This is a genomic window from Pseudopedobacter sp. (genome assembly GCF_040392825.1).
Lineage (GTDB): Bacteria > Bacteroidota > Bacteroidia > Sphingobacteriales > Sphingobacteriaceae > Pseudopedobacter.
The window spans coordinates 1-25144 of record NZ_JBEBVH010000025.1 but is presented as its reverse complement, the minus strand read 5'-3'; the positions used below and the strand labels follow the sequence as shown (position 1 = coordinate 25144).

The window sequence follows — 25144 nt, the reverse complement described above, 5'->3', positions numbered from 1 at the left end:
CATCCATCAAACTACAGATTAGTTGTTTTTAAAGATTTGTCAAATGACTATGCTTTCATAACAAAGTCTTGTATTGATACTAAAGAAACAATTAAATGGGAAGACGGAAATGAGTATCCATTGGTAAAATTGGAGATTTCTCACACTTCTCATCCATTCTATACTGGTAAGATGAAATTGGTAGATACTGCAGGGCGTATCGATAAATTCAGAAACCGTTATTCAAAAAAATAATAGTAGCTTAAAAAGATATTTTTTAAAGTCCCGGCTTGTATGTCGGGACTTTTTTTGTTTTTTTGCACTATGAAAGTTATTCTTTTTGATGACTCTAACAGGAATGCCCTATTTCCGTTAACATTAACCCGGCCAGTTGCAGATATTAGAATTGGCATACTCAAAATACATGAAAAGTGGTCTAAATATTTAAAAGCAGAAGTTTCTTTTAAAACAGAACCTTATTTGCAGGAGAAATTCCCTTTTAGTACTTCGGAAGAGAATATCTTTATCAATGGATCTGTTTTGCCTGGCGATCAGATTTTGGAAGCAATAGACCGCTTGCAGGAAGGCGAACTGCTTTATAGTGGTGAAATGTTGTTAGCTGCTAAAATAAACGGCTCGGAAGCTGAAAATTTTGACTGCTCTTTGTCTGGGACATTGAATAAAATAGTTTATTCCGGAGAGTTGCTTCAAATTAAATATCCCGAAAATATTTTTTCTAATAACAGTCAGCAGATACAGGCTGATTTTGATTTGCTTACCAAGGGCAGGAGTTCTGCAAACCTAAGTAGTACCAATGTAATTATAGGGGACAACATATTTGTAGAAGAAGGAGTAGAAGTAGAATGCTCTAATCTTAATACCAAAAATGGTCCTATATATTTAGGGAGAAACTCGCAGATTTGGGAAGGTTGCAATATAAGAGGTAGTTTTGCGCTTTGTGAAGATTCTCAGGTGAAAATGGGAGCAAAGATTTATAGCGGAACCACGGTAGGTCCTATGAGCAGGGTAGGGGGTGAGATTAACAATGCCGTTATATTTGGGTATTCGGCAAAAGGCCACGATGGGTATCTGGGAAATGCAGTGGTGGGTGAGTGGTGTAACTTTGGCGCCGACGCTAATAATTCCAATATGAAAAACAATTACGCAGAAGTGAAAATATGGGACTATACCACAGAGCGATTTAGAAGAACGGGTTTGCAATTTTGTGGGTTAATAATGGGCGACCATTCTAAATGTGGTATAAATACAATGTTTAATACAGGTACTGTGGTAGGTGTAAGTGCAAATATTTTTGGTGCTGGTTTTCCCAGAGTGTTTATTCCCGACTTTTCCTGGGGGGGCGCTCAGGGCTTTGAACATTATGCCTTAAATAAAGCCATTGAAACTGCTAAATTAGCATGCGAAAGAAAAGGAAAAGAGTTTAATAGTACAGATGTAGATATATTTACTCACTTATATAAATTAACAGAAAAATCAAGAAGGTTTTAAATATGAGAAAGAAAATTGTAGCGGGAAACTGGAAAATGAACAAAGATTACTCGGAAGGTCTAAGTTTATTTTCAGAGGTTTTAAATATGGTTAAAGACGAAGTTCGTGGTGAACAATTGGTAGTAGTTTGTGCTCCTTTCATTCATTTGAATAGTTTGTCAGGTTTGGCTAAAGGTTCAAGTCAGGTTTTCGTAGGAGCTCAAAACGCTCATCAGGAAGCTTCTGGTGCTTATACCGGAGAAATTTCTGCTGGTATGTTGTCTTCTATAGGTGTAGAATACGTGATTTTGGGGCATTCTGAACGTCGTCAGTATTTTGGAGAGACAAACGAACTCTTAGCTAAAAAGACAGATGCAGCTTTAAAAAATAATTTAAAGCCTATCTTCTGTATTGGTGAAACTTTGGAAGAAAGAGAAGGCGGTAAACACTTTGATATTATTAAGTCTCAGTTGGCAGAAGCAACCTTCCATTTATCTGCAGAAGATTTTTCGAAGCTGGTAATTGCTTACGAACCGGTTTGGGCTATTGGAACAGGGGTTACCGCAAGTTCTGACCAGGCACAGGAAATTCATGCCTTTATCAGAGCCGAAATAGCATCTAAATACGGAAAAGAGATTGCAGATGATATTACCATATTGTATGGCGGTAGCTGTAATCCTAAAAATGCAGCGGAATTATTTGCTCAGCATGATATAGATGGAGGTTTAATTGGTGGAGCCTCTTTAAAATCTAGGGACTTTGTAGATATTGTTAAAACATTCAATAACTAAAAACCTATATTTGTGAATTAATTAAACTTACGATTGGTAAAATAATCGTAAGTTTTTTTTTGTCCCGAATCAGATAAAATGAATTATTACGAACTGAAGTTTAAGTTGGAAGACGAACAGGATTATCGTCAGGATTTGCTTATAAACGAATTGGCCGGCATTGGTTTTGATACCTTTGAGGAAATCGAAAAAGGATTTAGTGCTTTCATTTCCGAATCTGCATATAATGCCGAATTGCTGGAAAGTGTTTTGCAGTCTTATCGAGAAATGTTTGTGTTTTCTTACGAGCAAATTTTTATTCCGCAAAAAAACTGGAATGAGGTGTGGGAAAGTAACTTTGAACCTTTGGAAATAAAAGGACAGGTTTATATCAGAGCTACATTTCATGAGCCTAAAAATACTTTTCCTTACGAAATAGTGATAGATCCCAAAATGGCTTTCGGTACAGGACATCACCAGACAACAACTTTGATGATGGAATGGTTGCTTGAGACAGACCTTAGTAATAAAAAAGTTCTGGATATGGGATGTGGTACAGCTATTTTGGGAATATTGGCATCAAAACTTGGAGCAGCAGAAATAGACGCTATAGATTATGATGATGTATGCTACTTAAGTGCAAGAGAAAATGCAGAACTAAATAAAATACAGAATCTGGTTGCCTATTGCGGATCTAAGGAAGTGATTCCTAATAAGCTGTATGATATAATCCTGGCTAATATTAACAGAAACATTCTTTTAGACCAGATAAGCAGGTATTCTGAAGTGCTGACGAAAGGCGGACTACTTTTTCTAAGTGGTTTTTATGAAGAAGATATCAATGTTCTGGTAGACGAATGTAAGATGAGTAATTTGGAGTATGTCCACCACAAAAAACTAAATGAATGGGTTGCTGTTAAATTAGTTAAATTATGAGGGTACATTTTATCGCTATTGGTGGAGCGGCAATGCATAATCTTGCTATAGCATTGCATTTAAAAGGTTATCAGGTAACAGGTTCGGATGATGCTATTTATGAACCTTCCAGGACAAGGTTAGAACGTCATGGCTTGTTGCCTTTAGAATTCGGATGGTTTCCGGAGAAAGTTTCTAAAGAGTTGGATGCGATTATTTTAGGAATGCCTGCGAAAACGGATAATCCTGAACTGATAAACGCTCAAGAGTTAGGAATTCCGGTTTATTCTTATCCGGAATATATATACGAACAATCGAAAAATAAAACCAGGGTAGTTATTGGGGGTAGTCATGGTAAAACTACGATTACATCTATGGTTTTGCATGTATTGAACCACCTTTCTCTAGACTTTGATTATTTGGTTGGTGCCCAGATAGAAGGCTTTGAAAATATGGTTAAGCTTTCTGATGCACCTGTCATTGTTATAGAAGGAGATGAGTATCTGGCATCTCCTATAGATAAGAGACCTAAATTTCATCTTTACAAGGCGCATATTGGCGTTATCAGTGGAATTGCCTGGGATCATATCAATGTTTTTCCAACGTTCGAAAACTATAAAGATCAATTTTCAATATTTATAGATACGATTCAAGAAAAAGGAACGTTAATCTACTGTGAAGAAGATAGCGTATTGTTGGATTTAATTGAAAAACATAAAATTCATAACAAAATAAAATTTTTGCCGTATAAAGCTTTAGACTCTGAAGTTAAGGAGGGAGTCACCTATTTGAAATTAGATGAGGAGGATTTAAAGATTAATGTATTTGGGCATCATAATTTAATGAATTTGAATGCGGCAAAGCTTATTTGCAATGAGCTGAAAGTTAGTGATAAAGAGTTCTTTGAGGCCATAAGCTCATTTAAAGGGGCTAATAAGAGGTTAGAGAAAATTGCGGAAGATTCCGACACCATTATTTTCAGAGACTTTGCACATTCTCCATCTAAATTAACTGCAACCATAGAAGCAGTAAAAAATCAGTTTTCTGATAGGGATTTAGTAGCGTGTATAGAATTGCATACGTTTAGTAGTGTAAACAAGAATTTTATTAAAGAATATAAAAATTCTATGCAACAAGCCGATTTGAAAATTGTCTTTATAGATGAAACTAATTTGATGCAAAAGAAAGTTTCTCCGATATCTGAGAGAGAGATAAAAGAGGCTTTTAAAGATAATGATATTCTTTATTTTACAAATTCTTTGGTGTTGGAGCGATATTTGTTGGAATTAAATATTCCGAAAAAATATAATATACTATTTATGAGTTCTGGAAATTTTGGAGGTATTGATTTGGTTACAATGACAAAAAAAATATTGAAAAACGAAAAAAAACGTTAATTTTATAAAACGTTAAGCATTAGCATAAAAAACACATTTGAAATTTAGTATTGGTTAAAAAAATGAAATTATTAGGTAAAAAAATTAGACTTTTAAGGCATCAAAGAGGATGGAGCCAAGAAGATGTATCTAAACAGCTAGATATTTCTATCCCAGCATTCTCAAAAATCGAAACAGGAATTACTGATGTAAATCTGTCTAGATTGGAACAAATATCAGCCTTGTTTGATATGTCTGTTGTAGAACTTTTAACTTACAACGATCCTGAGCAGGAAGTGAAGTATGCTTCTGACTTAGAAGTTGCAACTAAGAAGCTGCAAGAGAGAGATGCAGAAGTAATAGAACTTCAAAAGAAAGTTATTGAATTATACGAAGAAATCAGGGGAATGAAATCTTATGTTTAAATAAGATGTTAATCATTCCTGATTTATTCTATACTAAAATCCCTGGAAGGAACAAGACTGTTTCTTCTTAGGGATTTTTTTTGTTTTTAAGTGGAGTGACTGGCCGAGTATGCATTTGGTCATGCGGACTTCCTTTGGAAAAGCATCTGAAAAATGAGCTAGCGGTCTACTTCTCCAAGAACAATATCTATAGATCCTATTATTGCTATTAAATCAGCGATAAGGACGCCTTTTGAAATTTCGGAAATGACGGAAAGGTTATTAAAGCTGGGGCCTCTCGATTTTATTCTGAAAGGCTTATCAGATCTACCGTCTGCAATAAAGTAAAAACCTAATTCTCCTTTTGGATTTTCAGCTCTGATATAGAAATCCTGAGCCTTAGGTGTAATCTTTTTAGGTAATTTTGCTCTCGGGTCAAAATCAGGAGTTCTCTTATATTCTTTAGTTAGCTTTTCTAAGCACTGCTCAATGATTTTCAAAGACTCGCCAATTTCATCTATTCTTACCTTATATCTGTTCCAGCAATCACCGGCTACACCTATCTCTCCGGTAGCATATGGTATATCGAAGTCGATTTCGGGATAGACCGAGTATTCATCAACTCGTCTCAAATCATATTTCAGACCCGAGCCACGTAAGACAGGGCCAGAACATCCATAATTAAGAGCAACATCCAAAGGTAGTACGCCTACATTGGCAGTTCTGGAAATAAAAATCTGATTATCCGTAAGTAATTCATTAAGTTCTTTCAGCTTAGGTTTGAAATAATCAACAAACTCCTTACACCTTGTCTCGAAGCCAACAGGTAAATCATAGAAAAGCCCGCCAACCCAGATATAGTTATACAACATCCGGGCACCAGAGGCCCACTCCAGCATGTTCATGATATGTTCGCGATCTCTGAAACACCATAAGAAGGGAGTGAAAGCTCCTATGTCAATACCATAGGTGCCAACAGCAATAAGATGTGAAGCAATCCTATTAAGTTCGCAAACTAAAACACGTATATATTCAACTCTTTTTGGTATATCTTTCTCTATTCCCAGCATTTTTTCAACGCCCATAACAAAAGCATGGTTGTTGTTCATCGATGCCAGATAATCCATCCTATCTGTATAAGGGATAATTTGGTTATAGCTAAGTGCTTCGCCATGTTTTTCAAAACAGCGATGCAGATAGCCCAAATGAGGAATTACTTCTTTCACGATTTCGCCATCAGTAATTAATTCCAACCTCAATACGCCATGTGTGCTTGGATGTTGTGGCCCCAGATTAAGAACCATTTCTTCCGAGGATACGGAGTTGATTTTATGCTGATATCTTTCGAAAGCTTCGGTATACATAGAAATAAGGCTAAAAATCTATTTTAATATTTTTATATGTTTCGGCATTTTTATAATCTTTTCTAAGGGGATATCCCTGCCAGTCGTCTGGTAATAAGATTCTTCTTAAATCGGGGTGCCCTTCGAAGAAAATGCCCACCAGATCGAAAGCTTCTCGCTCATGCCAGTCGGCTGTGCGCCAGACAGAGGATACGCTTTTAAAAACCGGCAAATTTTGCTCGCTTCGATCGTTTTCCTGAACAACCTTTAAAACTATCTGGTGTTTTTTTATAATCGACGACAAATGATAAACTACCCCAAACTTCTTTTCTTCTATACCATAATCTATTCCGCTTAAACATGCTAAAAAATCAAACCAGGTGTTTTCATTATCTCTAAGTTCCAGACAAACTTCTATCATCTTATCCGGATTAATAATTAAAGCAGGTTGCAAACCGGTAGTCTCTTCTCCAAAAATTGCATCGCTACCTACTTTTTCAATAATTATCTGTTTGATTTCTTCAAATGTCATCATGGGGCTAACCTTTCAATTTTCCAATTGTTATCGCCAGTTAAGGTATACTTTATCCGATCGTGTAATCTGTTTGATCTGCCTTGCCAAAATTCAATAGACTTAGGGTATATTTTGTATCCGCCCCAATATTCTGGTTTTGGAACTTCGCTATCCTTAAATTTATCTTCAAGGCTTTTGAGATTATCTTCTAAAAAATCTCTGTTTGGAATTACAGTGCTTTGGGGAGATGCATGTGCTCCTAACTGACTTCCATGGGGTCTGGAGTGGAAATAATCTTCAGAAGCCTCCGCACTTATCTTTTTTGCAATACCCTCTATTCTTACTTGTCGTTCCAACTCAACCCAAAAAAACAACAGGCTAACCTTAGGGTTTCTCTCCATATCTCTTCCTTTCTGACTGTTATAATTTGTAAAGAAAGTAAACCCCTCCTGATCAAATTCTTTTAACAATACAACCCGGGTTCCGGGAAAACCTTCCTCATTTACGGTTGCAATAGTCATTGCATTGGGCTCGAGTATATGTGTTTCAATAGCGTGATTAAACCATAAAGCAAACTGATCGATTGGATTTTTTGCAACATCACTTTCAGAAAGGGAAGAAGACTTGTAGTCCTGGCGAAGATCTCTGATGTTTAATTTCTGCTCGTTCATAGCATTACAAACTTACGAAATGCTTAATAATTATATCAAAGTAAGCGTATTTTATTTGCGCTATTTTGGTTAAAATTATTATATTGACTTTAATATGTTGAACGAAGTAATGCCACATATAGGAAATGTTTTGATAGCCGAACCATTTATGATGGATGACAACTTCAAGCGTTCTGTAGTCTTGCTTGCTGCGGAAGATGAAGAGGGGCATGTAGGCTATATTTTAAATCAGCGTAGTAATCTGTGGGTTAAAGATTTGCTCTTGGATTGCCCCGAATGTAAATTTCCGGTTTATATTGGCGGACCGGTTGCACCTGATACTTTACATTTTATTCATACCTGTCCGGATAAAATTTATGACGGAGACCAGATAAGAGAAAATGTGTTTTGGGGTGGTAACTTCGAGATGCTTAAAGGACAAATTTCCTTGGGAAGTATTGAAGAGCATGAAATAAAGTTTTTTCTGGGGTATTCTGGTTGGGATAAAGATCAGCTAAGAAATGAATTGGAAAGTAATAGCTGGATAGTTTCTGATAAAGTTAACCCAGCTATTATTTTCGATCATTCCAGAGTAGATATCTGGAAAGAGGCTATTATTAACCTTGGGCAAAAATATGCCCATATTGCCAATTTTCCGCAAAGACCCGAATGGAACTAATATTAAGTCAAAAGTGTAAAGTTAAAAGTCAAAAAGACTAAAGGATAATAAGATATGGCTTAACTATCTTAACACTAAAAATGTCAGGACTAATGAACTAATTCAACCAATGAATTATTAAAAACCACTTGGATAACCTTCCGCTTTTAAACTTTCTGCTGACTCTTCAATTTTGGCTTTTAAATCGTTTTTAAAAGCAACTACTTTTCTAAATACTTCTTCATTAGCTGTTCCTAATATTTGAGCAGCTAAAATTCCGGCATTTTTTGCAGCATTTAATGCTACTGTGGCAACGGGAATTCCGTTTGGCATTTGCAGTATAGATAGCACAGAATCCCAACCATCAATAGAGTTGCTTGATTTCACGGGAACCCCAATTACAGGTAAGGAGGTTAACGAAGCCACCATGCCTGGTAAATGCGCTGCGCCACCTGCACCGGCAATAATTACCTTAATGCCTCTTTCTGCCGCGTTTTGAGCGTAATCAAACATTCTTTCGGGGGTACGATGTGCAGAAACTACAGTTAGTTCGTAATCTATTCCTAAATCTTTTAAAAAATCGGCAGCATCTTTCATAATCGGTAAATCCGATTTGCTACCCATGATAATACCTACTAAAGGTTTGTACATTATGCTATAACTTTTAAGGTGTCTTTTACAAATTTTGCTTTTTCAATGGCTTTTTCTCTATCATTATCTACGATAGTGACATGTCCCATTTTTCTGAAAGGTTTGGTTAGCTTTTTTCCGTAAAGATGAACGTAAATTCCTTCTTTTTTTAAAACTTCCTTTAGTCCTTTATATAGAGCAGGTCCTTCGTAACCTTTTTCTCCTAATAAATTAACCATTATTGCATTTCCTATTGCTTCTGTAGAGCCTAATGGTAAATTTAGAATAGCTCTCAGGTGCTGCATGAATTGCGAAGTGCGATTTCCTTCTATAGTCTGGTGTCCGCTGTTATGAGGTCTTGGAGCCAGTTCATTTACAAGGATATTCCCGTCTGAAGTTAAAAACATCTCAACAGCCAAAATGCCCACAATATTTAAACTGTTAGCAATATCTGTTGCAATTTTCTCTGCTTTTTGTTGAATTTCGAATGGATAGGTTGACGGGCTGATTAAATATTCTACTAAATTAGCTTCTGCGTTAAAATCCATTTCAACTAAAGGGAATGTTTTTATTTGCCCTTTTTCGTTCCTGGCAATTATTACAGAAATCTCTTTTTCAAAATCAATGTTTTTTTCTACAATTGAAGGGGCATCAAAAGCTTTGTCATAATCAGTCTGAGTACTTATTTTTACTACTCCTTTACCATCATAACCATCTTTTCTCAGCTTTTGTATAAAAGGAAGACTTAGGTTTTCGTCCAATAACTGTGCCCTGTCAGATATTAATTGGAAATCTGCTGTGGGAATATCATTTTCTTTGAAAAACTGTTTTTGCAGACCTTTGTCTTGTATAAGACGGATAATTCTGGATTGCGGGAAAACGGTAACTCCTTCTTTTTCCAGAGCCTCCAGTGCTTCTACATTTACTTTTTCGATTTCTATAGTAACCAGATCAACCCGCTTTCCAAAGTTGTATACGGTTTCATAATCAGATAATTCACCTACTTCAAAATAGTCACAAATATTTTTACAAGGTGCATTTTTGTCTGGGTCTAGTATAGAAACGGACAAATTGAGGTTGATGGATTCCTGGATGAGCATGCGCCCTAGTTGCCCGCCACCTAAAATACCTAATCGGGTTTGTGTAATATTGGATTTCATTTCTGTGTTTTTACAATATGCAATACGTTTGTTGCTGCTTGTAAATGTTATAATAATTTAAGTGTGATGTTTGATTTTATGTTGTTGTTAACAGAGATTCTTTCTCTATTTTTTGCTGAAGCTCGATAATAGCACCAATAAGCGATTCTGGACGAGGAGGGCATCCTTGTACGTAGACATCGACAGGAATAACACGATCTACTCCTTTTACCACATGATAGCCATGTTCCCAATATGGCCCTCCGCAGTTAGAGCAGGATCCCATAGAAATTACATATTTCGGCTCGGGCATTTGTTCGTACAAACGTTTAATACGCTCTGCCATTTTAAAAGTAACCGTTCCGGCTATGATGATAACATCGGCCTGTCTGGGACTGGGGCGGGGGAAAACGCCCAATCTGTCAAAATCAAAATTGGCAGAATAAGAACCCATCATTTCTATAGCGCAACAAGCTATACCAAAACTTAGTGGCCATAAAGACGAAAGTCTGGACCAGTTCAGTAAATCGTCTAGTTTAGTGACTATTAAGCCACCATTTTCCAACTGTTTTTCTAAACTCATGGCGTACTTTTCTTAAATCTTGGAACAAACTTGGGTTTATCAGCGCTAATATTTATAGGTATTGAATTTTCTATCTCTCTTTGTTTATTTTCAGAATCGACAGGTCTGGTTATATAAGTATGTTGATTAATAGTTGTATAAGCCTCTAACGGAATTTTAGTGTTGACTTTAGGAGTAATATACGCTGGTTTTATCCACATCAAATCTTTCTTTCTCCAGACATAAACGAGTCCGAGTAATAAAATTCCAATAAAGATGAGCATTTCTATAAATGTAAGCCACCCCCATCTGCTATCGGCAGCGATAAGCTCCTGACTGCTAAATACGGTAGACCATGGGAAAATAAAAATCATCTCTACATCAAACAAAAGAAAAACTAATGCTATAACATAAAAGCGACTATTGAATTGAACCCATGAATTAGAATTCACTTCTTCACCACATTCGTAAGAACTGTTCTTTTCGGGATTCGGTTTATTGGGAGCAATAAGCTTGCTTATAAAAATTGTGGCACAAACGAAAATAGTTCCTATAATCAGGAATATCAGGACTTTGCCAAATTCGGTTATTTGTGAATATTCATCCATCTTTCGAGGTAGCAAATTTAATACAAATTTATGATTTAATAGTTTTTTTAAGGTGACCAGTTTGTAATCATTTTGCCATTGTTGATAGAATATCTGGACAAAAGTTTCATTTTTGCATTATGGTGAAAAAGTATGATACAGTTATTATCGGCGGTGGAGCTTGTGGATTAATGTGTGCGGTACAAGCGGGATATCTGGGTAAACAAGTATTGATTTTGGAAAAAAATGACAAACCAGGAGCTAAAATATTAATTTCTGGAGGAGGCAGATGCAACTATACCAATTTAAATACCAATAAAGAGAATTTTATTTCGGAAAATCCGCACTTTCTGAATTCTGCTTTTTCTCAATGGACTGTAGACGACACAATTGCCTTTTTTGAGGCTAATGGGATTTATGGGAAAGAAAAGACTTTAGGACAGTTATTTCCGGTAACTGATAAGGCCAAAGATATTGTTGATGTATTTACTAATTTATGTGAAGATTTGGGGCAGGAAATTTTGCTGAATTCAAACGTAACTTCGATTAAAAAAATAAATAATGAATTCGAAATCCTGTACGAGAGAAATGGTAAAGAAAATAGACTTTTAGCCGAAAAGGTCGTTATGGCCAGCGGCGGTTTGCCAATAGCCAAAATGGGAGCAACCGATTTTGCTTTGAAATCTGCATTGAAATTTGGATTGAGCTTAACTAAAACAGCACCAGCTCTGGTGCCTTTAACCATTACAGGGAAAGATCAGCAATGGTTTGCCCATCTTTCGGGCAATTCTATTCATGCAATAGTAAGCAATAGTAAGATCTCTTTCGAAGAAAATATACTGTTTACACATTGGGGCTTAAGTGGGCCCGCAATTTTGCAAATTTCTTCGTATTGGAGGCCAGGAGAAACAATAGAGATAGATCTGTTGCCAAATAAGGATGTAACTGCTTTAATAACAGAAGAAAGACAGCGCAATGGTAAAAAGCATTTGTCCGGTTTTTTGTCCCAATATTATACAAAAAAGTTCGTTGAAGCTTTAGAAGGTATATTGCCTACAGATAAAAATATAGCATCGCTATCTAAAAAGGAGCTAGAGTTGATAGCAGATTTTATTCATCACTTTAAGGTAAAACCGGCCGGAGATAAAGGCTATGATAAAGCTGAAGTAATGCGTGGTGGCGTTTCTACTGTAGAGCTATCATCCAAAACTCTCGAATCTAAAAAAGTCAAGGGCCTGTTTTTTGGTGGAGAATGTGTGGATATTACTGGTTGGTTAGGCGGATATAACTTTCAATGGGCATGGGCAAGTGGATATGTGATTGCTCAAAATATATAAATGAATTAAAATATGAGAAGATTTTTATTTATAGCGAGTTTGTTTTTTGCGTTAAATGTTTATGCACAAGAACCTGCAGCTTACCTGCCCGATTTTGATTTTCAGAAATTGGACAGCACCTCTTTTAAAAGAACAGACTTAGACTCTACCAAAAATACGCTTATTATTTTCTTTGATGCAACCTGTGGGCATTGTAAAGATGCTATGCTAAAAGTGAACAAAAGATACGGTGAGCTTAAGAATACAAATATTGTTTTGATTTCCATGGATGTAGAAAAGTCTATCCGGTTGTTTTTGAAGGATTTTGGTCCAAAATTTTTAGATAATCCGCAAATCAATATCCTGCATGATGGAAAATACGAATTTATACCGCTTTTTAATCCAAAGAAGTTTCCTTCACTTTATTTATATTCTGCCAATAGAAAGTTACTGGTGTATGCCAATAACGATAATAAAATAGACGAGATTTTTAATTCTATTAAAGTAGATCAGAAAAATTCGGCATCTGAATAATACCACTTTCCATTTATATTTTCAAACCGGGATCGTTCGTGATGAATCTCCAATTGCATATTCGGATTAAAATAATGTGCTTTAAATTCTACAGTTTCATCATCAAAGTACAAAACTTCTAGTTTTAGCCATTTACTGGATTTTGCCCATTTCAAAATATCTGATTTTTTGTACAAATGGACTTTGTTAGGAAGAGTAGTTTTTAAGATATAGTCCGCATTGGCTGTAACATAAGCAGCGTATCTGCTTTTCATTAAAATAGAAGCACTTTCGGCTATTTTTTCTCCATTATGATATAGAAAACAACAATTCTTATAATCTATATTGCTTCCGCAAGGACACGTCATTATTCTTAATTCTATTCAAATATAGAAAATCTTGTAGTTATATGGTTTGAAAGTAATTTCAATTTTTGAGAGTATAGAGAAATACTTTTTGATTAAATTTTTGTGTGTTTAAAAATCATCAAATTAACAGAAAGTACAACGCCACCTAAAAGAAATTGAAAAGTGTCACCAAAAGGAAACATTCTTAAAGAGATAATCCATGCTGAAATAGAGACGATAGCAATTGCGTAAAGAATGTTTGTTTTTAATGCAGTGCTGTCTACTTTTTTATCTACCTTTTCTTTAAGGAGTCTTAATTTCGCCTTATCACTTTTCTCTGATTCGGCCATTCCCACTCTGTGTACAATTTTCATAGTGATAAGTATTGGTGATTCTCACAGTTTATCAAAATTGATTATTCTATAACTATGCCAAAAAATCTAAAAATGACTATTCGTGAGCATTTTTTTTAATGAAAATTTAAATATTACATTTGCTCGCAACAAAACTCGTTTAATCGCTCTGTAAGTCCGGATAAATAGGGTATAGAAGGAGCGTATTATAATTTGTTTATATTTAAATTTTAAGCACTTTTATTTAATAATCTGTTGATTTTTAGTTTTTTATTCTACCAAATTCAACAGTCTTTAGCATAATGAACAAAAGAATATACAGTCTCTTGTGTTTGACACTGCAAGTTGTATTAGTAAATGCACAGGAGTCCAAATCTTTGAATGAAGTAGTTATAACAGCGACACAATCGGAGAAGAAACTGGGAGATATTGGTAAAATTGTTAAAATTATTTCTCGCGAAGATATAGAAAGAGCGCAGGGAAGAACTTTGGCCCAACTCCTAAGTCAGGTAGTAGGTGTTAATGTGTCTGGAAGCGATAGCAATATAGGAGAAAATTTATCGCTTTTTGTTCGGGGTTCATCGGCAGGCAATACCTTATTGTTAGTAGACGGCATTTCTTTAAACGATGCGTCTTCTATTACGAATGATTATAATCTTGCAGCTATTACAATAGACCAGATCGAACGTATAGAAATTTTAAAAGGCGCCAGTTCTACACTTTGGGGATCCGATGCCGTAGCCGGAGTGGTTAATATTATAACGAAAAAAGGGTACGGGAATATGCAGGGGAATATGTTAGCGTCTGCTGGAAGTTATAATACGTTTAAACAGAATGTAGGAATGTCAGGAAAGTTAAACCAAACCAGCTTAGCGTTTAATTGGATGCGGATTCAGTCTGATGGATTCTCTTCTGCAAAAAACGTTAGCGGAGGAGATCCTTTCGAGATAGACGCTTTTAAACAACATAGTCTAAATGCGAATGCAGGACGCAATATCACGTCTAAAATCAATGTTAATTTAGGTGTGAACTATAGCAGTTCTATTGCCGGATATGACGCCGGGGCATTTACTGATAGCAGAGAAAACGACCTTTTTAAAAAATCTTTTTTAGCCAGTTTAAAAGGTCGTTATCAATTAAACAAAGGCGAACTTAGTCTGATTTTAAGTCAGAATAATATCAGTAACCGATTCGAAGAGTCTGGAATAATAACAAATAATAAAGGTTCTGTTAGCAACATTCAGACGATATTGGCTTACCGTTTAAATGAATTGTTTGATATAACTTCTGGAATTAATTATAAATATACTTCTACAGATCAGAAAAGCCCGTATGCGACACTTAGCCGGGACGATGCAAATAGCCATCTTATGAGTGTTTATACTTCTTTATTCTTTAAAAAAGGGATCTTCAGGAATGAACTTGGAGGGCGATACAATTATCATAGCAGCTATGGTGATAATTTTACCTACACATTAAACCCATCTTTACTGTTTTTAGGTAAGTATAAGGTATATGCCAACTTATCTTCTGCTTACAAGGTTCCGGGGTTGTACCAGCTTGCTTCAGATTTTAAAAATGAAAACGGATTAAAACCCGAAACAACATATAATACGGAGTTTGGGCTGGAAACAGATATTCTGGCAGATAAACTGTTTCTAAGTGCTTCGTTTTTTAAGCGGAGAATAAAATATGTTATCGATTTTGGAATGTCACCAACAGGAAAGTTCCAGTATGAAAATGCAAATACGGAAAAAGCCGAAGGACTAGAGGCGGACATAACGTTTAAATGGAATAAACTTTTCAGGTTGTCTGCATTTTATACCTATACAGATGGCTATATAGTTAAGGATATAAGCGAATCGCCAATCATGAGGCGGCCTAAACATTCTGCGGGCGCAAGTTTAGATTATACAATATCAAAAAAAGTGGCGGCAGTATTAATTCACAAATGGATAGGGGAAAGACATGATACCTATTTTGATTTGAGTAGTTATGCAACAAACGAAGTAAAGTTAAGCGGTTATCACAGAACAGATTTATATATACAGTATCAGCCTTCGCAAAAGTTTGTTTTTTTTATAGATGCTAAAAATGTTTTCGACAGGCAGTTTAGCGAATTTATAGGGTATAACTCTGCGGGAATCAATTTTAATGCAGGTATTAATTTTAAGATTCAATAAGATTTAATAATTTTACGTTCTCAATTGGAAAAATATGTCTTTAAATAGAAAATTCATTCTAACACTGATAATTTTAATAGCAGTATCTTTTAGATTTTTAGATTTAGGAGAAAATTATAGCTGGGCAAATTTCACCCCGGTAGGTGCAATTGCACTTTTTGCAGGTACTTATTTTAAGGATAAGGTAAAAAGCTTTTTTGTGCCGTTATGTATTCTTTTTTTAAGTGATATTCTACTGGGGTATAAATATACAGGAACGTTTAGTCCGTACTATCCAGGTATAGAATTGGTTTATGTAGGCTTTGCAGCTATGGTCTACATAGGTTCTTTGGTTAAAAAAGTAAATATAGTTAATGTATTATTGGCTTCAGTAGCGGCTGTATTTGCACATTGGATTTTAACAGATATACAACCCTGGTTAGCCGGTCCTTATACCAAGGACTTTTCTGGTTATTTGCAGGCTTTAATAGCAGCAATTCCATTTGAGAAAAACCTGCTTTATGGAAATATCATTTTCTCTATGTTAATGTATGGAGGTTATGAGTTTTATAAAGCTAAAACACATTCATTGGAAGAATCTATAGCTTAATATTTTTTGAATATACAGGAAAACGCTGGTAAGAAATTACTGGCGTTTTTTGTTTATTACTGCTAAGCCGTCTTTGCAGAGTGTTAAATTTCTTATTTTTGTTATTCAATCGTGTCAATGAACTATTTGCGACTTATTCTTTTACCATTTTCTGTTATTTATGGATTGGTTGTTTGGTTTAGAAATAGACTCTACGATTGGGGACTGTTTCCATCTCAATCTTTTAACCTGCCAATAATATCTGTTGGAAATTTAGAAGTAGGTGGTTCAGGAAAAACTCCTTTGACAGAATACCTGGTGATATTGCTGGCTAAATACCGGATAGCTACACTAAGCAGGGGGTATGGTAGGAAGACAAAAGGATTCAGATGGGTCAGTCAAACCGACGATTCTACTTTGAGTGGAGATGAACCTTTACAGATAAAAAATAAATTTCCCGGTATTGATGTTGCAGTTTGTGAAGACAGGGTAGCAGGGGTGAAGCAATTGCAAGCCAATCATCAGGTAGTTATTTTGGACGATGCTTATCAGCACAGGGCAATTAAACCGGGGTTTAATATTCTTGTGTTTAATTATCACCATTTAAAAAGACCACGTTTTTTATTGCCTGCCGGTAATTATAGAGATTGGTTTCTGGAAAGGAAAAGAGCAGATATATTATTAATAAGTAAATGTCCTGATGGACTGAACTTAGGTGAAAGAGATGCTATTGTGCGAAAGATGAAACCTTTCAGTTACCAAAAAGTGGTTTTTTCTGCCATTCGTTATGCAGGTAATTTATCGCATATCGTTTCTAAAGAGGTTAGGCCGATACATATAATTAATAGGGAAACCTCTGTATTGTTAATCACCGGAATAGCTAATCCGATGCCATTGGTGAAAGAAATTCAGAAGTATACCAAAAAAATCACGCATCATTTTTATCCGGACCATCACCTGTTTAGCACAAAAAATATGCTTAAACTTGTGAGCGATTTTGAGAATTTGCAAGGTGAAAATAAAATTATCATAACAACAGAAAAGGATGCTGTTCGTTTAAACATCAAGGAAAATCAAAAACATATCTATTCGCTGCCTGTTTATCAATGGCCTATAGAAATTGCATTTTTAGATAACGATCAATCTGTTTTTGATCAGGAAATTTTAAATTATGTTATATCAAATCAACGAAGCGTTAGAATACATTAAAAGGAAAACCAACGACTTTAAGCCAGAAATAGGTATTATTCTGGGGACGGGTTTAGGTGGGCTTGTTCAGGATATAGAAGTAGAGTATAAACTGATGTATTCCAATATTCCAAATTTTCCTATTTCTACATTAGAATTCCATTCGGGGAAATTGATATTCGGAACACTGTCTGGTAAAAAAGTAGTAGCTATGCAGGGCAGGTTGCATTATTATGAGGGATATAACATGAAGCAAATAACTTTTCCGGTAAGAGTAATGAAAATGCTGGGGATAAATACTTTGTTTGTTTCTAATGCCAGCGGATCGTTAAATCCCGATTTTAAGAAAGGTGATTTGATGATTATTAAAGACCATATTAACCTGCAGCCGGATAATCCATTGGTAGGAGCCAATTATGAAGAGTTAGGGCCTCGATTTCCGGATATGAGCGAGCCTTACAAAAGAGAATTAATTAAGAAAGGGGTAGAAATAGCAGCTGCTCAGCAGATTACCTGCCATACAGGGGTATATGTGTCTGTAACAGGGCCCAATTTGGAAACACAATCTGAATATAAGTATTTAAGAATTATTGGCGGAGATGCTGTTGGAATGAGTACAGTTCCGGAAGTTATTGTTGCAAGGCACATGAATCTATCAGTTTTTGCGATTTCGGTACTTACAGATGAAGGTTTTAATGAAGTTTTGGAACCTGTATCTTTGCAGGAGATATTGAATACGGCTACTGTAGCAGAGCCGAAAATGACGACAATTTTAAAAGAGCTGATTCAGCATGTATAATATGCTCAAAAGGATATTTTTCTTACTTTTTATTCTAGCCAATACAACCGTTTCTTTTGCCCAGTTTGGAGGCGATTTGAGACGGAACGATGGTTTTGGTTTCGATACCACCAGTAACAATCAGCGTACTTCTAATAAAGACATTAGTGTTGATTCACTGCGGAAGCAACTGGACAGCAAAAAAGATTCTATTGTTTACAATTCAAAATTCATTAAATATACTAAAGCGGCTTTTTTAGAAGACAGCACCCGTTTATTTAATTTGGATACTACGGTGAAAGACTTTCACCATTTCCATCCGTTGAACAATCCTCATAATCCAACTATGAACTTAGGCGTGTTGGGATCGGCCTATCGGCCCATGTTATTTGAGCCTTCAAAAAACATAGGATTTGATATTGGTCTTCATTATTTTGACCGTTATATGGAAGGCCCTCAGGATATCAAATATTATCAGGCAAGAGCGCGGTATACGGAACTTTATTACGTTTCGCCATTTGGAGGAAAGCAGGAAGAACTGTTCCACGTATTGCACAGTCAGAATATCAAGCCTAATTGGAATATGGGGGCTAAATACGGAAAGATGGGGACCCAGGGATATTACGCCGGGCAAATTTCTGATATTTTAAATGCTTCTGTGTGGAATTGGTACGAGTCTAAAAATAAACGCTACACTTTGCTGGCAAGCCTTAATTTTAATACTATAAAAAGTAACGAGACAGGCTCTATTTTTAACGATAGTGTCTTTACTGCTGAAACTATTGTGGAGCCTCTTTACGAAAGAACCAGGTTATATAATAGCAGAGAGACAGGTAATGCGAGACATAATGTTAGAAACAATACCTTTTTTGTTAAGCAGTTTTTTAATATCGGAAAGCAGCGTTTGGTAGACAGTGGCGATGTCGCACTTCCTACGCAGCGGGTTAGTTATGCTTTTTCATATAACAGACAGAAGTATAATTTCAGGTATGGCAGAGTAGATACTACCGGTTTGCTAAGGAACTATAATATTTTTCAGGATTCTACTTCAGACTCTACCCGTTTAGATCATATACGTAACGAATTTGCCTATAGTTTTTATATCAGGGGAAAGCGTATTTCTTTCCTTAAGAATGAGTTGAAGGTTAATGCAGGGCTTGTTCAGGATTATTATAAATACAGTCAGTATTCATATAACAACAATTTCCAGAGCCTGACTTTGAAAGGAAACCTCACTTATGGACTTAGTAACAGGGCAAACGTCAATTTTGCCATTCAACAAGTGTTTCAGGGACCTTACGCCGGAGATTTCTTATATCAGGCCAATTCTGAAATTAAACTGAGTAATTCTGTGGGCAGTATAATGCTTGGTGCATATTCCCAAAATCAAAGTCCGGCAATTATATATGAAAGGCAAATCAGTAATCACCACCAATGGGATTTAAATTTCGATAGGGTAAAAACGCAAAATCTTTCTTTTGCCTATGTTAATCCTAAATTTCATTTAAAAGCTAAGGCAGAGTACTTTTTAATAGGGAATCATCTTTATTTTACTGATGTAAATGACGAGATAGCTCCGGCTCAAATGTCCGGTAATATCAATCTGTTAAAACTTACTTTAGCTAAAGATTTCCACTTCGGCAAGTTTACTTTCGAGAATTATATCGTCTATCAAAAAACAGATTATGAGTCTGTACTCAGAACTCCGGAAATTTATACATTTCATAGTTTTTACATGCATCAGGACTTGTTTAAAGTATTGAAGATGGATTTCGGTTTTGATGTGAGGTATTTTGGTAAATATACCGCAAATGCTTATGCTCCTGCGATTGGACAGTTCTACAATAAGGACAATACTCAATTTGATACATGGCCAATTGTAGATGCCTGGGTGAGAACCAATTGGAAAAGAGCTAATTTGTTTGTTCGCTATGATTATTTAAATAAAGGCTTATTCTCGAAAGGATATTATACTGTAGACAGATACCCGATGCCCTATTCTATAGCAAGGTTTGGATTAAGCTGGAATTTCTACGATTAGTCTACATAAACGGAGATAGAAGACGTAGGATCCGTTCGATTAATTTTCGGATTCTGCTTCTTTTTACCCAAGTTTCTAAGGTGATTTCTATGGAATCTGATAAATCTTTTTCGAATTCAAGAGCCAGTTCCTGTGCTATCTTTTCATTATAGATTAAAGAAGAAACCTCGAAATTGAGGTCGAAACTTCTGGCATCTAAGTTGGCTGTCCCGATAGAAGCAAGCTGTCGGTCTGTAACAAAAGTTTTAGCATGTATAAAACCTTTGTTATATTGATAGATCTTAGCGCCTGCATTTAAGAGATCTTCAAAATAAGATTGGGTGGCAATACTTACAAACAAAGAATCGGCGCGTTTGGGAACCAGTAGCTTAACATCAATTCCGCTTAAAGCAGCGATAACCAGACTGTCCTGAAGTGTTTGGTCTGGAATATAATAAGGTGTGGTTAAAAGGATCTCCTTTTTAGCCAGGTTAATAGATTGTACAATAGAAAATAAAATACTGGGAAGTTCGGAGTCAGGACCACTGGATGTAATTTGTACAGGTATAGCATTTTTATTATCTATGTCAATCTGAGGAAAATAATCATTGGTTACCATGATATTCTCTTCACTACAGAAATTCCAATCTGCCATAAAAATTTGTTGTAGAGACAGTGTAGAATATCCTTTAATCATGAGATGCGCATCTTTCCAGTAGAGCTTACTATCCAGAGAATTACGATATCTGTCTGAAATATTTATTCCACCTATAAAGGAAGTTACGCCATCAATAATAACAATTTTCCTATGGTTCCGATAGTTCATTCTGTTGGCAAAATAAATCAGTTTGATTTTATTGAAAGGAAATGCCTGAACACCGTTGCTCTGCAATTCTTTGATGATATTCTTTCTAATTCCCGAACTGCCAAAATCATCATAAATAAATCTTACCTCAATACCCGCTTTCGCTTTTTCTATCAGGATATCTTTAATCTCATTACCTATACTGTCATTTTCATAAATATAATATTCGATATGGATATGTTTGGTTGCTGCTTTAAGTTCTTCGATTAGTTTAGGAAATAGCTTCTCGCCATTAAATAAAGGCTTCACAACATTGTTAGGTAATACTCCCTGGTTCTCATTTTTTTTATTTGCCAGCAAATGAACCAATTCCTGATTTTGTACCAGAGAAGGGTTATTGCTTGATGAAAAATGTTCGTTTAAGGTTAGTATTCTTTCCTTGAATGACTGTTTTTGAGATTCATCTATCTCTAATTTTTTATTGTAAATCTTACTTTTTCTATAATTTATACCAAAGGAGAAGTAGAAAATAATACCGATAACAGGTACGAAAATAGCAAACAGTAAATAAGCTAAAGTTTTACTTGCCGATCGGGTGTCGTAGATTATCTTAAGGCATACGCCTATTAAAATAACAACGTAAGCAATTTCTGCAGTTAAAACCAATGTCGTTTGATTGAGTATCTCAAACATATTTTTCAAATTCTAAGTTTATTCCAGATTATATAAAATGCATTTAAAAGCCTGTTACTCTAAGCTAAGTTCTTTTGTAATAAAAATGTTTTGTTTGTTTCATTTTTATTTAGATTAATTATTTATTAACTTAATACTAATCAAATCTTTCAATATATGTTGTTCTCTAAATTAAACTTAAACAAGGGCGAGTGGCTCGATCTTGTTTTTCACAATCGCAACAAAAATTATGGAGCTTATGAAATTAGAAGAGATGCAGATAGTTATTTGTTGAAAGCATTATTAATATCATTCGGTGTATTTGCAATGTTTATTGGTTCCACAGTATATTACCTTAATAAGGAAAACAATAGTGTAGCCAATTCATATTCTTCTTTTGATGAAAAAGACAGCTGGAATGATGAGCGGATAGTGAAGCTGGAAGATTTTAAACAAGAAATACCACCCGCTGAAGTGAAACAGCCTGTTCAGGATAAATTAGTACCAGCGGTACCTCAGGTAAATGTAGAGCAAATTAAATACACATCTATGCGCCCGGTAGAGGACAGTAAAGGTGTAGATGCACCTACTATTGCCGATTTGAAAGATAAGATTATTGGCAATACCGATATTGCCGGAACAAAATCTGAATCTGATAATCTAACTGTAGGTGTGGTTAACGGAAATGAAGAACTAGCAGGTGGAGGTACTGTGGATAATAACACCTATAATACTGCTACTGTAGAGCGTATGCCAACGTTTCCTGGTGGGCTGGAAGCATGGGCAAAATTCTTAAGGAAAAATTTAAACTATCCGCCATTGGCTAAAGATAATAATATACAAGGTCGTGTAACAGTTTCTTTTGTTGTCGAAAAAGATGGTTCGGTTACAGATGTGAAAGTTTTAAAAGGTATTGGTGGAGGATGTGATGAAGAAGCTGTCAGGGTCATCAAAAAGTCTCCGCTTTGGCAGCCGGGAGAGATGAATGGCCGTAAAGTCAGGGTATCTTATGTTATTCCTGTAATGTTCCAAATGCAATAAGTTATATTTGCCGTTATAAACTAAAAGCCCGTTAATAATGACGGGCTTTTGTTTTATCTATGTTTTCTGCTTTTTCTTCTTGGCGGCAGGAAACAGAATATTGTTTAAAATTAGTCTGTATCCCGGAGAGTTAGGGAAAAGATTAAGGTCGGTAGGAGGGTCACCGACCAAATGCTGGTAATCTTCGGGATCATGACCTCCGTAGAAAGTCCATTGTCCTTTACCGATTTCGCCATGAATGTAACGAGCCTCGCTTGCAGACTTTAGCTCGCCCATAACAGTAACTTCAGATTTAATAACGTCTTTTCTATAAGCGGTGGTTTGTCCCATAAAACCTTTAATTACTTTTTCGTGGTTTTGCGTAAGTATTGTTGGGATGATATCCCATTTTGCAGAGAAGTCGAATAAAGTAAAATAGTCTCTGGTTCTTTCGACGTTTCTGGTATTGGTGGCGTCTATATCAGAAAACTCATAAATCGCCGGATTATTTTCCAACTTGAAATTATGAAAGGCAAAAGTTTTATTGAAATCTAATTTCTGTTGAGCATGAGGGTCGGCAGCATCTCCGTCAAACATGTGTTCGCAAATATCAAGGCCTTCTGCAGAAAGTGCAATATCAAAACTATCTGTACCGGAACACATTGCGAAAAGAAAACCTCCGCCAATACAAAAATTTTTAATAGTTTTCGAAACAGCTAATTTCATTTGAGATACTTTTTTATATCCCAGCTTTTTTGCCCTCGCTTCCTGTTGCTGAACGTCCTGTCTGTACCAGTCTGTATTCCTGAAATTTGCCCAGAATCGCCCATATTGCCCAGTAAAATCTTCATGATGGAGATGAAGCCAATCGTACTGAGCTAATTTTCCGTCCAGTATCTCCTCATCATAAACTACATCATATGGTATTTCTGCATAAGTGAGCACTAACGTAACAGCATCATCCCATGGTAATTTATTTTTCGGAGAATAGACAGCTACTTTAGGGGCTTTTTCCAGCTTTACCATTTCCATATTAACTTCAGGATCGGCAATTTCACTCAATATAGCGGTTAATCTCGCATCTGCAATTACCTCGTAACTAATGCCTCTTATTTTTAGTTCGTTTTCAATCTCTTTGTCATAATTTGTAGAGAAGCTGCCTCCTCGGTAGTTGAGCAACCATGTTATCTCTTTACTCTTTTTTAGCGCCCAATAGGCAAGTCCATATGCTTTTAAATGGTTTTTCTGCTGCTCGTCCATAGGGATAAGGATAGCAGTACAGAAAGCCCTGGTTATGAAAAAAAGCAGGATGAACGTTACAAAAAATCTTTTCATTCCTATAAAATTAGGGATAATGCTGTAAAACGCTAATATGGGCTAAAAATTTTATTATTTTAGCGTCCTTAAATTAAAGGAGATGAGTAAAGCAATAATTAAAACTGAAAAAGGGGATATGACCGTAGAGTTCTACGAAAAAGACGCTCCCAATACAGTAGCGAACTTCAAGAAATTAGCTAAAGAAGGTTTTTATGATGGTGTAACTTTTCATAGAGTAATTCCTGACTTCGTCGTTCAGGGCGGATGTCCTTTCTCCAAAGATCCGGCAACTGCTTTCAGAGCTGGAACTGGTGGTCCGGGATATCATATTGATTGTGAGTTAACAGGAGAAAATCAATACCACGACCGTGGTGTATTGTCAATGGCTCATGCTGGTAGAAATACAGGTGGTTCGCAGTTTTTTATTTGCCATAGTCGTAATAATACAGCTCATTTAGACCGTAATCATACATGTTTTGGTAAAGTAGTGGAAAATGTAGACCTGGTAGATGATATAAGACAAGGAGATAAAATCTTAACTATAGAAGTTTTAGAAGGTTAAAATATGAACATTGCAGGATTAGTTGCAGTTTCTGGAAAGCCAGGATTGTATAAATTGGTAGGACAGAATAAATCGGGCTTTATTTTAGAAAGCTTAGACGAGCAAAAAAACAAGTTGGTAGTCAATATGTCTACTTCTAAATTAGCTTCGCTAGAAGATATCACCATTTATGGCTATGATGAAGATGTAAGGCTTAAAGATATTTTTGAGACAATTAAGAATTATAAAGGAGACGTTCCTGATGCAAAGGCAGATGCAAAAGTATTAAGGTCTTTCTTTACAAAAATTGTCCCTAGTCATGATACTGAAAGAGTCTACAATTCTGACATTAAAAAGATTGTCAATTGGTTTGCCATTATTAAACAAACTCCTTTGTTTGATGAAGTAACTGAAGAAGTTAAAGCAGAGACAAAGGTTGAAGAACCCGTTCAGGAAGAGGTTACAGAGGTCGTTGCTAAAAAAAAGCCCAAAGCAGCTAAAAAGCCAG

28 protein-coding genes are annotated in these 25144 nt (G+C 35.7%); 17 read left to right on the top strand and 11 right to left on the bottom strand.

Annotated elements, in window-relative coordinates:
• The 6 genes from ABWO41_RS03250 to ABWO41_RS03225 form a co-directional block, all read left to right on the top strand.
• Positions 1-234, top strand: a 234-nt coding sequence (locus ABWO41_RS03250) for a type B 50S ribosomal protein L31 (RefSeq protein WP_353133368.1), incomplete at its 5' end; no start/stop codon positions are given.
• Positions 235-303: 69 nt separating this feature from the next.
• The gene (locus ABWO41_RS03245) at positions 304-1488 is read left to right on the top strand and encodes a putative sugar nucleotidyl transferase (protein WP_353133365.1); all 1185 of its coding nucleotides are present in this window, start codon (positions 304-306) and stop codon (positions 1486-1488) included.
• Positions 1489-1490: 2 nt separating this feature from the next.
• Complete coding sequence (tpiA, locus tag ABWO41_RS03240) at positions 1491-2258, top strand: triose-phosphate isomerase (protein WP_353133362.1); 768 nt, start codon at positions 1491-1493, stop codon at positions 2256-2258.
• 78 nt (positions 2259-2336) lie between these two features.
• On the top strand, positions 2337-3173 hold the full coding sequence (gene prmA / locus ABWO41_RS03235; RefSeq protein ID WP_353133359.1) for a 50S ribosomal protein L11 methyltransferase: 837 nt from the start codon (positions 2337-2339) through the stop codon (positions 3171-3173).
• A complete protein-coding gene (locus ABWO41_RS03230) occupies positions 3170-4549 on the top strand; it encodes a UDP-N-acetylmuramate--L-alanine ligase (protein WP_353133356.1) in 1380 nt (459 codons plus the stop codon). The genes prmA and ABWO41_RS03230 overlap by 4 nt, the downstream gene beginning before the upstream one ends.
• A 62-nt stretch (positions 4550-4611) precedes the next feature.
• Positions 4612-4953 carry a helix-turn-helix domain-containing protein gene (locus ABWO41_RS03225; RefSeq protein ID WP_353133353.1) on the top strand — a complete coding sequence of 114 codons (342 nt, stop codon included), beginning with the start codon at positions 4612-4614 and terminating at the stop codon, positions 4951-4953.
• A 158-nt stretch (positions 4954-5111) separates the two neighbouring features.
• Here the strand turns inward: ABWO41_RS03225 and ABWO41_RS03220 are convergent, their stop codons facing one another.
• From ABWO41_RS03220 to pdxH, 3 genes are read right to left on the bottom strand one after another with little or no spacing between them, the layout of a single operon-like run.
• Positions 5112-6296: an NADH-quinone oxidoreductase subunit D gene (locus ABWO41_RS03220; protein ID WP_353133350.1), complete on the bottom strand. Its 1185-nt coding sequence runs from the start codon at positions 6294-6296 to the stop codon at positions 5112-5114.
• A 10-nt stretch (positions 6297-6306) separates the two neighbouring features.
• Positions 6307-6810, bottom strand: coding sequence for an NADH-quinone oxidoreductase subunit C (locus tag ABWO41_RS03215; protein ID WP_353133347.1), 504 nt, complete (start codon positions 6808-6810; stop codon positions 6307-6309).
• Complete coding sequence (gene pdxH, locus ABWO41_RS03210; RefSeq protein ID WP_353133344.1) at positions 6807-7460, bottom strand: pyridoxamine 5'-phosphate oxidase; 654 nt, start codon at positions 7458-7460, stop codon at positions 6807-6809. The genes ABWO41_RS03215 and pdxH overlap by 4 nt, the downstream gene beginning before the upstream one ends.
• Before the next feature lie 94 nt (positions 7461-7554).
• On the opposite strand from pdxH, the gene ABWO41_RS03205 reads away from it, so the two are divergent.
• Positions 7555-8118 (top strand): YqgE/AlgH family protein, encoded by a 564-nt coding sequence (locus ABWO41_RS03205; protein WP_353133341.1) that lies wholly within the window; start codon positions 7555-7557, stop codon positions 8116-8118.
• A gap of 117 nt (positions 8119-8235) precedes the next feature.
• On the opposite strand, the gene purE is transcribed toward ABWO41_RS03205, so the two are convergent.
• The 4 genes from purE to ABWO41_RS03185 form a co-directional block, all read right to left on the bottom strand.
• Positions 8236-8748, bottom strand: a complete 513-nt coding sequence (purE, locus tag ABWO41_RS03200; RefSeq protein WP_353133338.1) for a 5-(carboxyamino)imidazole ribonucleotide mutase — start codon at positions 8746-8748, stop codon at positions 8236-8238.
• Positions 8748-9887 carry a 5-(carboxyamino)imidazole ribonucleotide synthase gene (locus ABWO41_RS03195; RefSeq protein WP_353133335.1) on the bottom strand — a complete coding sequence of 380 codons (1140 nt, stop codon included), beginning with the start codon at positions 9885-9887 and terminating at the stop codon, positions 8748-8750. The genes purE and ABWO41_RS03195 overlap by 1 nt, the downstream gene beginning before the upstream one ends.
• Before the next feature lie 76 nt (positions 9888-9963).
• On the bottom strand, positions 9964-10449 hold the full coding sequence (locus ABWO41_RS03190) for an NADH-quinone oxidoreductase subunit B (RefSeq protein ID WP_353133332.1): 486 nt from the start codon (positions 10447-10449) through the stop codon (positions 9964-9966).
• The gene (locus tag ABWO41_RS03185) at positions 10446-11036 is read right to left on the bottom strand and encodes an NADH-quinone oxidoreductase subunit A (protein ID WP_353133329.1); all 591 of its coding nucleotides are present in this window, start codon (positions 11034-11036) and stop codon (positions 10446-10448) included. The genes ABWO41_RS03190 and ABWO41_RS03185 overlap by 4 nt, the downstream gene beginning before the upstream one ends.
• A gap of 119 nt (positions 11037-11155) precedes the next feature.
• Here ABWO41_RS03185 and ABWO41_RS03180 point away from each other — a divergent pair, with 119 nt between their 5' ends.
• Complete coding sequence (locus tag ABWO41_RS03180) at positions 11156-12352, top strand: BaiN/RdsA family NAD(P)/FAD-dependent oxidoreductase (protein ID WP_353133326.1); 1197 nt, start codon at positions 11156-11158, stop codon at positions 12350-12352.
• 12 nt (positions 12353-12364) lie between these two features.
• The gene (locus ABWO41_RS03175; protein ID WP_353133323.1) at positions 12365-12865 is read left to right on the top strand and encodes a peroxiredoxin family protein; all 501 of its coding nucleotides are present in this window, start codon (positions 12365-12367) and stop codon (positions 12863-12865) included.
• Here the strand turns inward: ABWO41_RS03175 and ABWO41_RS03170 are convergent.
• A complete protein-coding gene (locus ABWO41_RS03170) occupies positions 12841-13212 on the bottom strand; it encodes a YchJ family protein (RefSeq protein WP_353133320.1) in 372 nt (123 codons plus the stop codon). The genes ABWO41_RS03175 and ABWO41_RS03170 overlap by 25 nt on opposite strands.
• A gap of 92 nt (positions 13213-13304) precedes the next feature.
• Complete coding sequence (locus ABWO41_RS03165) at positions 13305-13565, bottom strand: hypothetical protein (RefSeq protein ID WP_353133317.1); 261 nt, start codon at positions 13563-13565, stop codon at positions 13305-13307.
• 281 nt (positions 13566-13846) lie between these two features.
• On the opposite strand from ABWO41_RS03165, the gene ABWO41_RS03160 reads away from it, so the two are divergent.
• From ABWO41_RS03160 to ABWO41_RS03140, 5 genes are all read left to right on the top strand, one after another.
• On the top strand, positions 13847-15727 hold the full coding sequence (locus ABWO41_RS03160) for a TonB-dependent receptor plug domain-containing protein (RefSeq protein ID WP_353133314.1): 1881 nt from the start codon (positions 13847-13849) through the stop codon (positions 15725-15727).
• Positions 15728-15761: 34 nt separating this feature from the next.
• Positions 15762-16316, top strand: coding sequence for a DUF6580 family putative transport protein (locus ABWO41_RS03155; RefSeq protein ID WP_353133311.1), 555 nt, complete (start codon positions 15762-15764; stop codon positions 16314-16316).
• 117 nt (positions 16317-16433) lie between these two features.
• Positions 16434-17504 (top strand): tetraacyldisaccharide 4'-kinase, encoded by a 1071-nt coding sequence (gene lpxK, locus ABWO41_RS03150; RefSeq protein ID WP_353133308.1) that lies wholly within the window; start codon positions 16434-16436, stop codon positions 17502-17504.
• Complete coding sequence (locus tag ABWO41_RS03145) at positions 17467-18282, top strand: purine-nucleoside phosphorylase (protein ID WP_353133305.1); 816 nt, start codon at positions 17467-17469, stop codon at positions 18280-18282. The genes lpxK and ABWO41_RS03145 overlap by 38 nt, the downstream gene beginning before the upstream one ends.
• A complete protein-coding gene (locus tag ABWO41_RS03140; protein ID WP_353133302.1) occupies positions 18275-20302 on the top strand; it encodes a putative porin in 2028 nt (675 codons plus the stop codon). The genes ABWO41_RS03145 and ABWO41_RS03140 overlap by 8 nt, the downstream gene beginning before the upstream one ends.
• Position 20303: 1 nt before the next feature.
• On the opposite strand, the gene cls is transcribed toward ABWO41_RS03140, so the two are convergent.
• Complete coding sequence (gene cls, locus ABWO41_RS03135) at positions 20304-21779, bottom strand: cardiolipin synthase (RefSeq protein ID WP_353133299.1); 1476 nt, start codon at positions 21777-21779, stop codon at positions 20304-20306.
• A 156-nt stretch (positions 21780-21935) separates the two neighbouring features.
• Between cls and ABWO41_RS03130 the strand changes: the two genes are divergently transcribed.
• Positions 21936-22799: an energy transducer TonB gene (locus ABWO41_RS03130; RefSeq protein WP_353133296.1), complete on the top strand. Its 864-nt coding sequence runs from the start codon at positions 21936-21938 to the stop codon at positions 22797-22799.
• 57 nt (positions 22800-22856) lie between these two features.
• Here the strand turns inward: ABWO41_RS03130 and ABWO41_RS03125 are convergent, their stop codons facing one another.
• Complete coding sequence (locus ABWO41_RS03125; protein ID WP_353133293.1) at positions 22857-24113, bottom strand: asparagine synthetase B; 1257 nt, start codon at positions 24111-24113, stop codon at positions 22857-22859.
• Positions 24114-24195: 82 nt separating this feature from the next.
• On the opposite strand from ABWO41_RS03125, the gene ABWO41_RS03120 reads away from it, so the two are divergent.
• Positions 24196-24657 (top strand): peptidylprolyl isomerase, encoded by a 462-nt coding sequence (locus ABWO41_RS03120; RefSeq protein WP_353133290.1) that lies wholly within the window; start codon positions 24196-24198, stop codon positions 24655-24657.
• A gap of 3 nt (positions 24658-24660) precedes the next feature.
• Positions 24661-25144, top strand: a 484-nt coding sequence (locus ABWO41_RS03115) for a DUF5606 family protein (protein ID WP_353133287.1), incomplete at its 3' end; no start/stop codon positions are given.

Bases quoted from the DNA above. Each gene is read 5' to 3' on its own strand.
- ABWO41_RS03180 (WP_353133326.1), top strand. From the start codon at position 11,156: ATGGTGAAAAAGTATGATACAGTTATTATCGGCGGTGGAGCTTGTGGA.
- ABWO41_RS03190 (WP_353133332.1), bottom strand. From the start codon at position 10,449: ATGAGTTTAGAAAAACAGTTGGAAAATGGTGGCTTAATAGTCACTAAA.
- lpxK (WP_353133308.1), top strand. From the start codon at position 16,434: ATGAACTATTTGCGACTTATTCTTTTACCATTTTCTGTTATTTATGGA.
- ABWO41_RS03185 (WP_353133329.1), bottom strand. From the start codon at position 11,036: ATGGATGAATATTCACAAATAACCGAATTTGGCAAAGTCCTGATATTC.
- ABWO41_RS03155 (WP_353133311.1), top strand. From the start codon at position 15,762: ATGTCTTTAAATAGAAAATTCATTCTAACACTGATAATTTTAATAGCA.
- ABWO41_RS03215 (WP_353133347.1), bottom strand. From the start codon at position 6,810: ATGATGACATTTGAAGAAATCAAACAGATAATTATTGAAAAAGTAGGT.
- ABWO41_RS03120 (WP_353133290.1), top strand. From the start codon at position 24,196: ATGAGTAAAGCAATAATTAAAACTGAAAAAGGGGATATGACCGTAGAG.
- ABWO41_RS03225 (WP_353133353.1), top strand. From the start codon at position 4,612: ATGAAATTATTAGGTAAAAAAATTAGACTTTTAAGGCATCAAAGAGGA.
- cls (WP_353133299.1), bottom strand. From the start codon at position 21,779: ATGTTTGAGATACTCAATCAAACGACATTGGTTTTAACTGCAGAAATT.
- ABWO41_RS03140 (WP_353133302.1), top strand. From the start codon at position 18,275: ATGTATAATATGCTCAAAAGGATATTTTTCTTACTTTTTATTCTAGCC.
- ABWO41_RS03160 (WP_353133314.1), top strand. From the start codon at position 13,847: ATGAACAAAAGAATATACAGTCTCTTGTGTTTGACACTGCAAGTTGTA.
- ABWO41_RS03175 (WP_353133323.1), top strand. From the start codon at position 12,365: ATGAGAAGATTTTTATTTATAGCGAGTTTGTTTTTTGCGTTAAATGTT.
- ABWO41_RS03205 (WP_353133341.1), top strand. From the start codon at position 7,555: ATGTTGAACGAAGTAATGCCACATATAGGAAATGTTTTGATAGCCGAA.
- ABWO41_RS03165 (WP_353133317.1), bottom strand. From the start codon at position 13,565: ATGAAAATTGTACACAGAGTGGGAATGGCCGAATCAGAGAAAAGTGAT.
- ABWO41_RS03195 (WP_353133335.1), bottom strand. From the start codon at position 9,887: ATGAAATCCAATATTACACAAACCCGATTAGGTATTTTAGGTGGCGGG.
- ABWO41_RS03125 (WP_353133293.1), bottom strand. From the start codon at position 24,113: ATGAAAAGATTTTTTGTAACGTTCATCCTGCTTTTTTTCATAACCAGG.
- purE (WP_353133338.1), bottom strand. From the start codon at position 8,748: ATGTACAAACCTTTAGTAGGTATTATCATGGGTAGCAAATCGGATTTA.
- tpiA (WP_353133362.1), top strand. From the start codon at position 1,491: ATGAGAAAGAAAATTGTAGCGGGAAACTGGAAAATGAACAAAGATTAC.
- ABWO41_RS03245 (WP_353133365.1), top strand. From the start codon at position 304: ATGAAAGTTATTCTTTTTGATGACTCTAACAGGAATGCCCTATTTCCG.
- ABWO41_RS03145 (WP_353133305.1), top strand. From the start codon at position 17,467: ATGTTATATCAAATCAACGAAGCGTTAGAATACATTAAAAGGAAAACC.
- ABWO41_RS03130 (WP_353133296.1), top strand. From the start codon at position 21,936: ATGTTGTTCTCTAAATTAAACTTAAACAAGGGCGAGTGGCTCGATCTT.
- pdxH (WP_353133344.1), bottom strand. From the start codon at position 7,460: ATGAACGAGCAGAAATTAAACATCAGAGATCTTCGCCAGGACTACAAG.
- prmA (WP_353133359.1), top strand. From the start codon at position 2,337: ATGAATTATTACGAACTGAAGTTTAAGTTGGAAGACGAACAGGATTAT.
- ABWO41_RS03220 (WP_353133350.1), bottom strand. From the start codon at position 6,296: ATGTATACCGAAGCTTTCGAAAGATATCAGCATAAAATCAACTCCGTA.
- ABWO41_RS03230 (WP_353133356.1), top strand. From the start codon at position 3,170: ATGAGGGTACATTTTATCGCTATTGGTGGAGCGGCAATGCATAATCTT.
- ABWO41_RS03170 (WP_353133320.1), bottom strand. From the start codon at position 13,212: ATGACGTGTCCTTGCGGAAGCAATATAGATTATAAGAATTGTTGTTTT.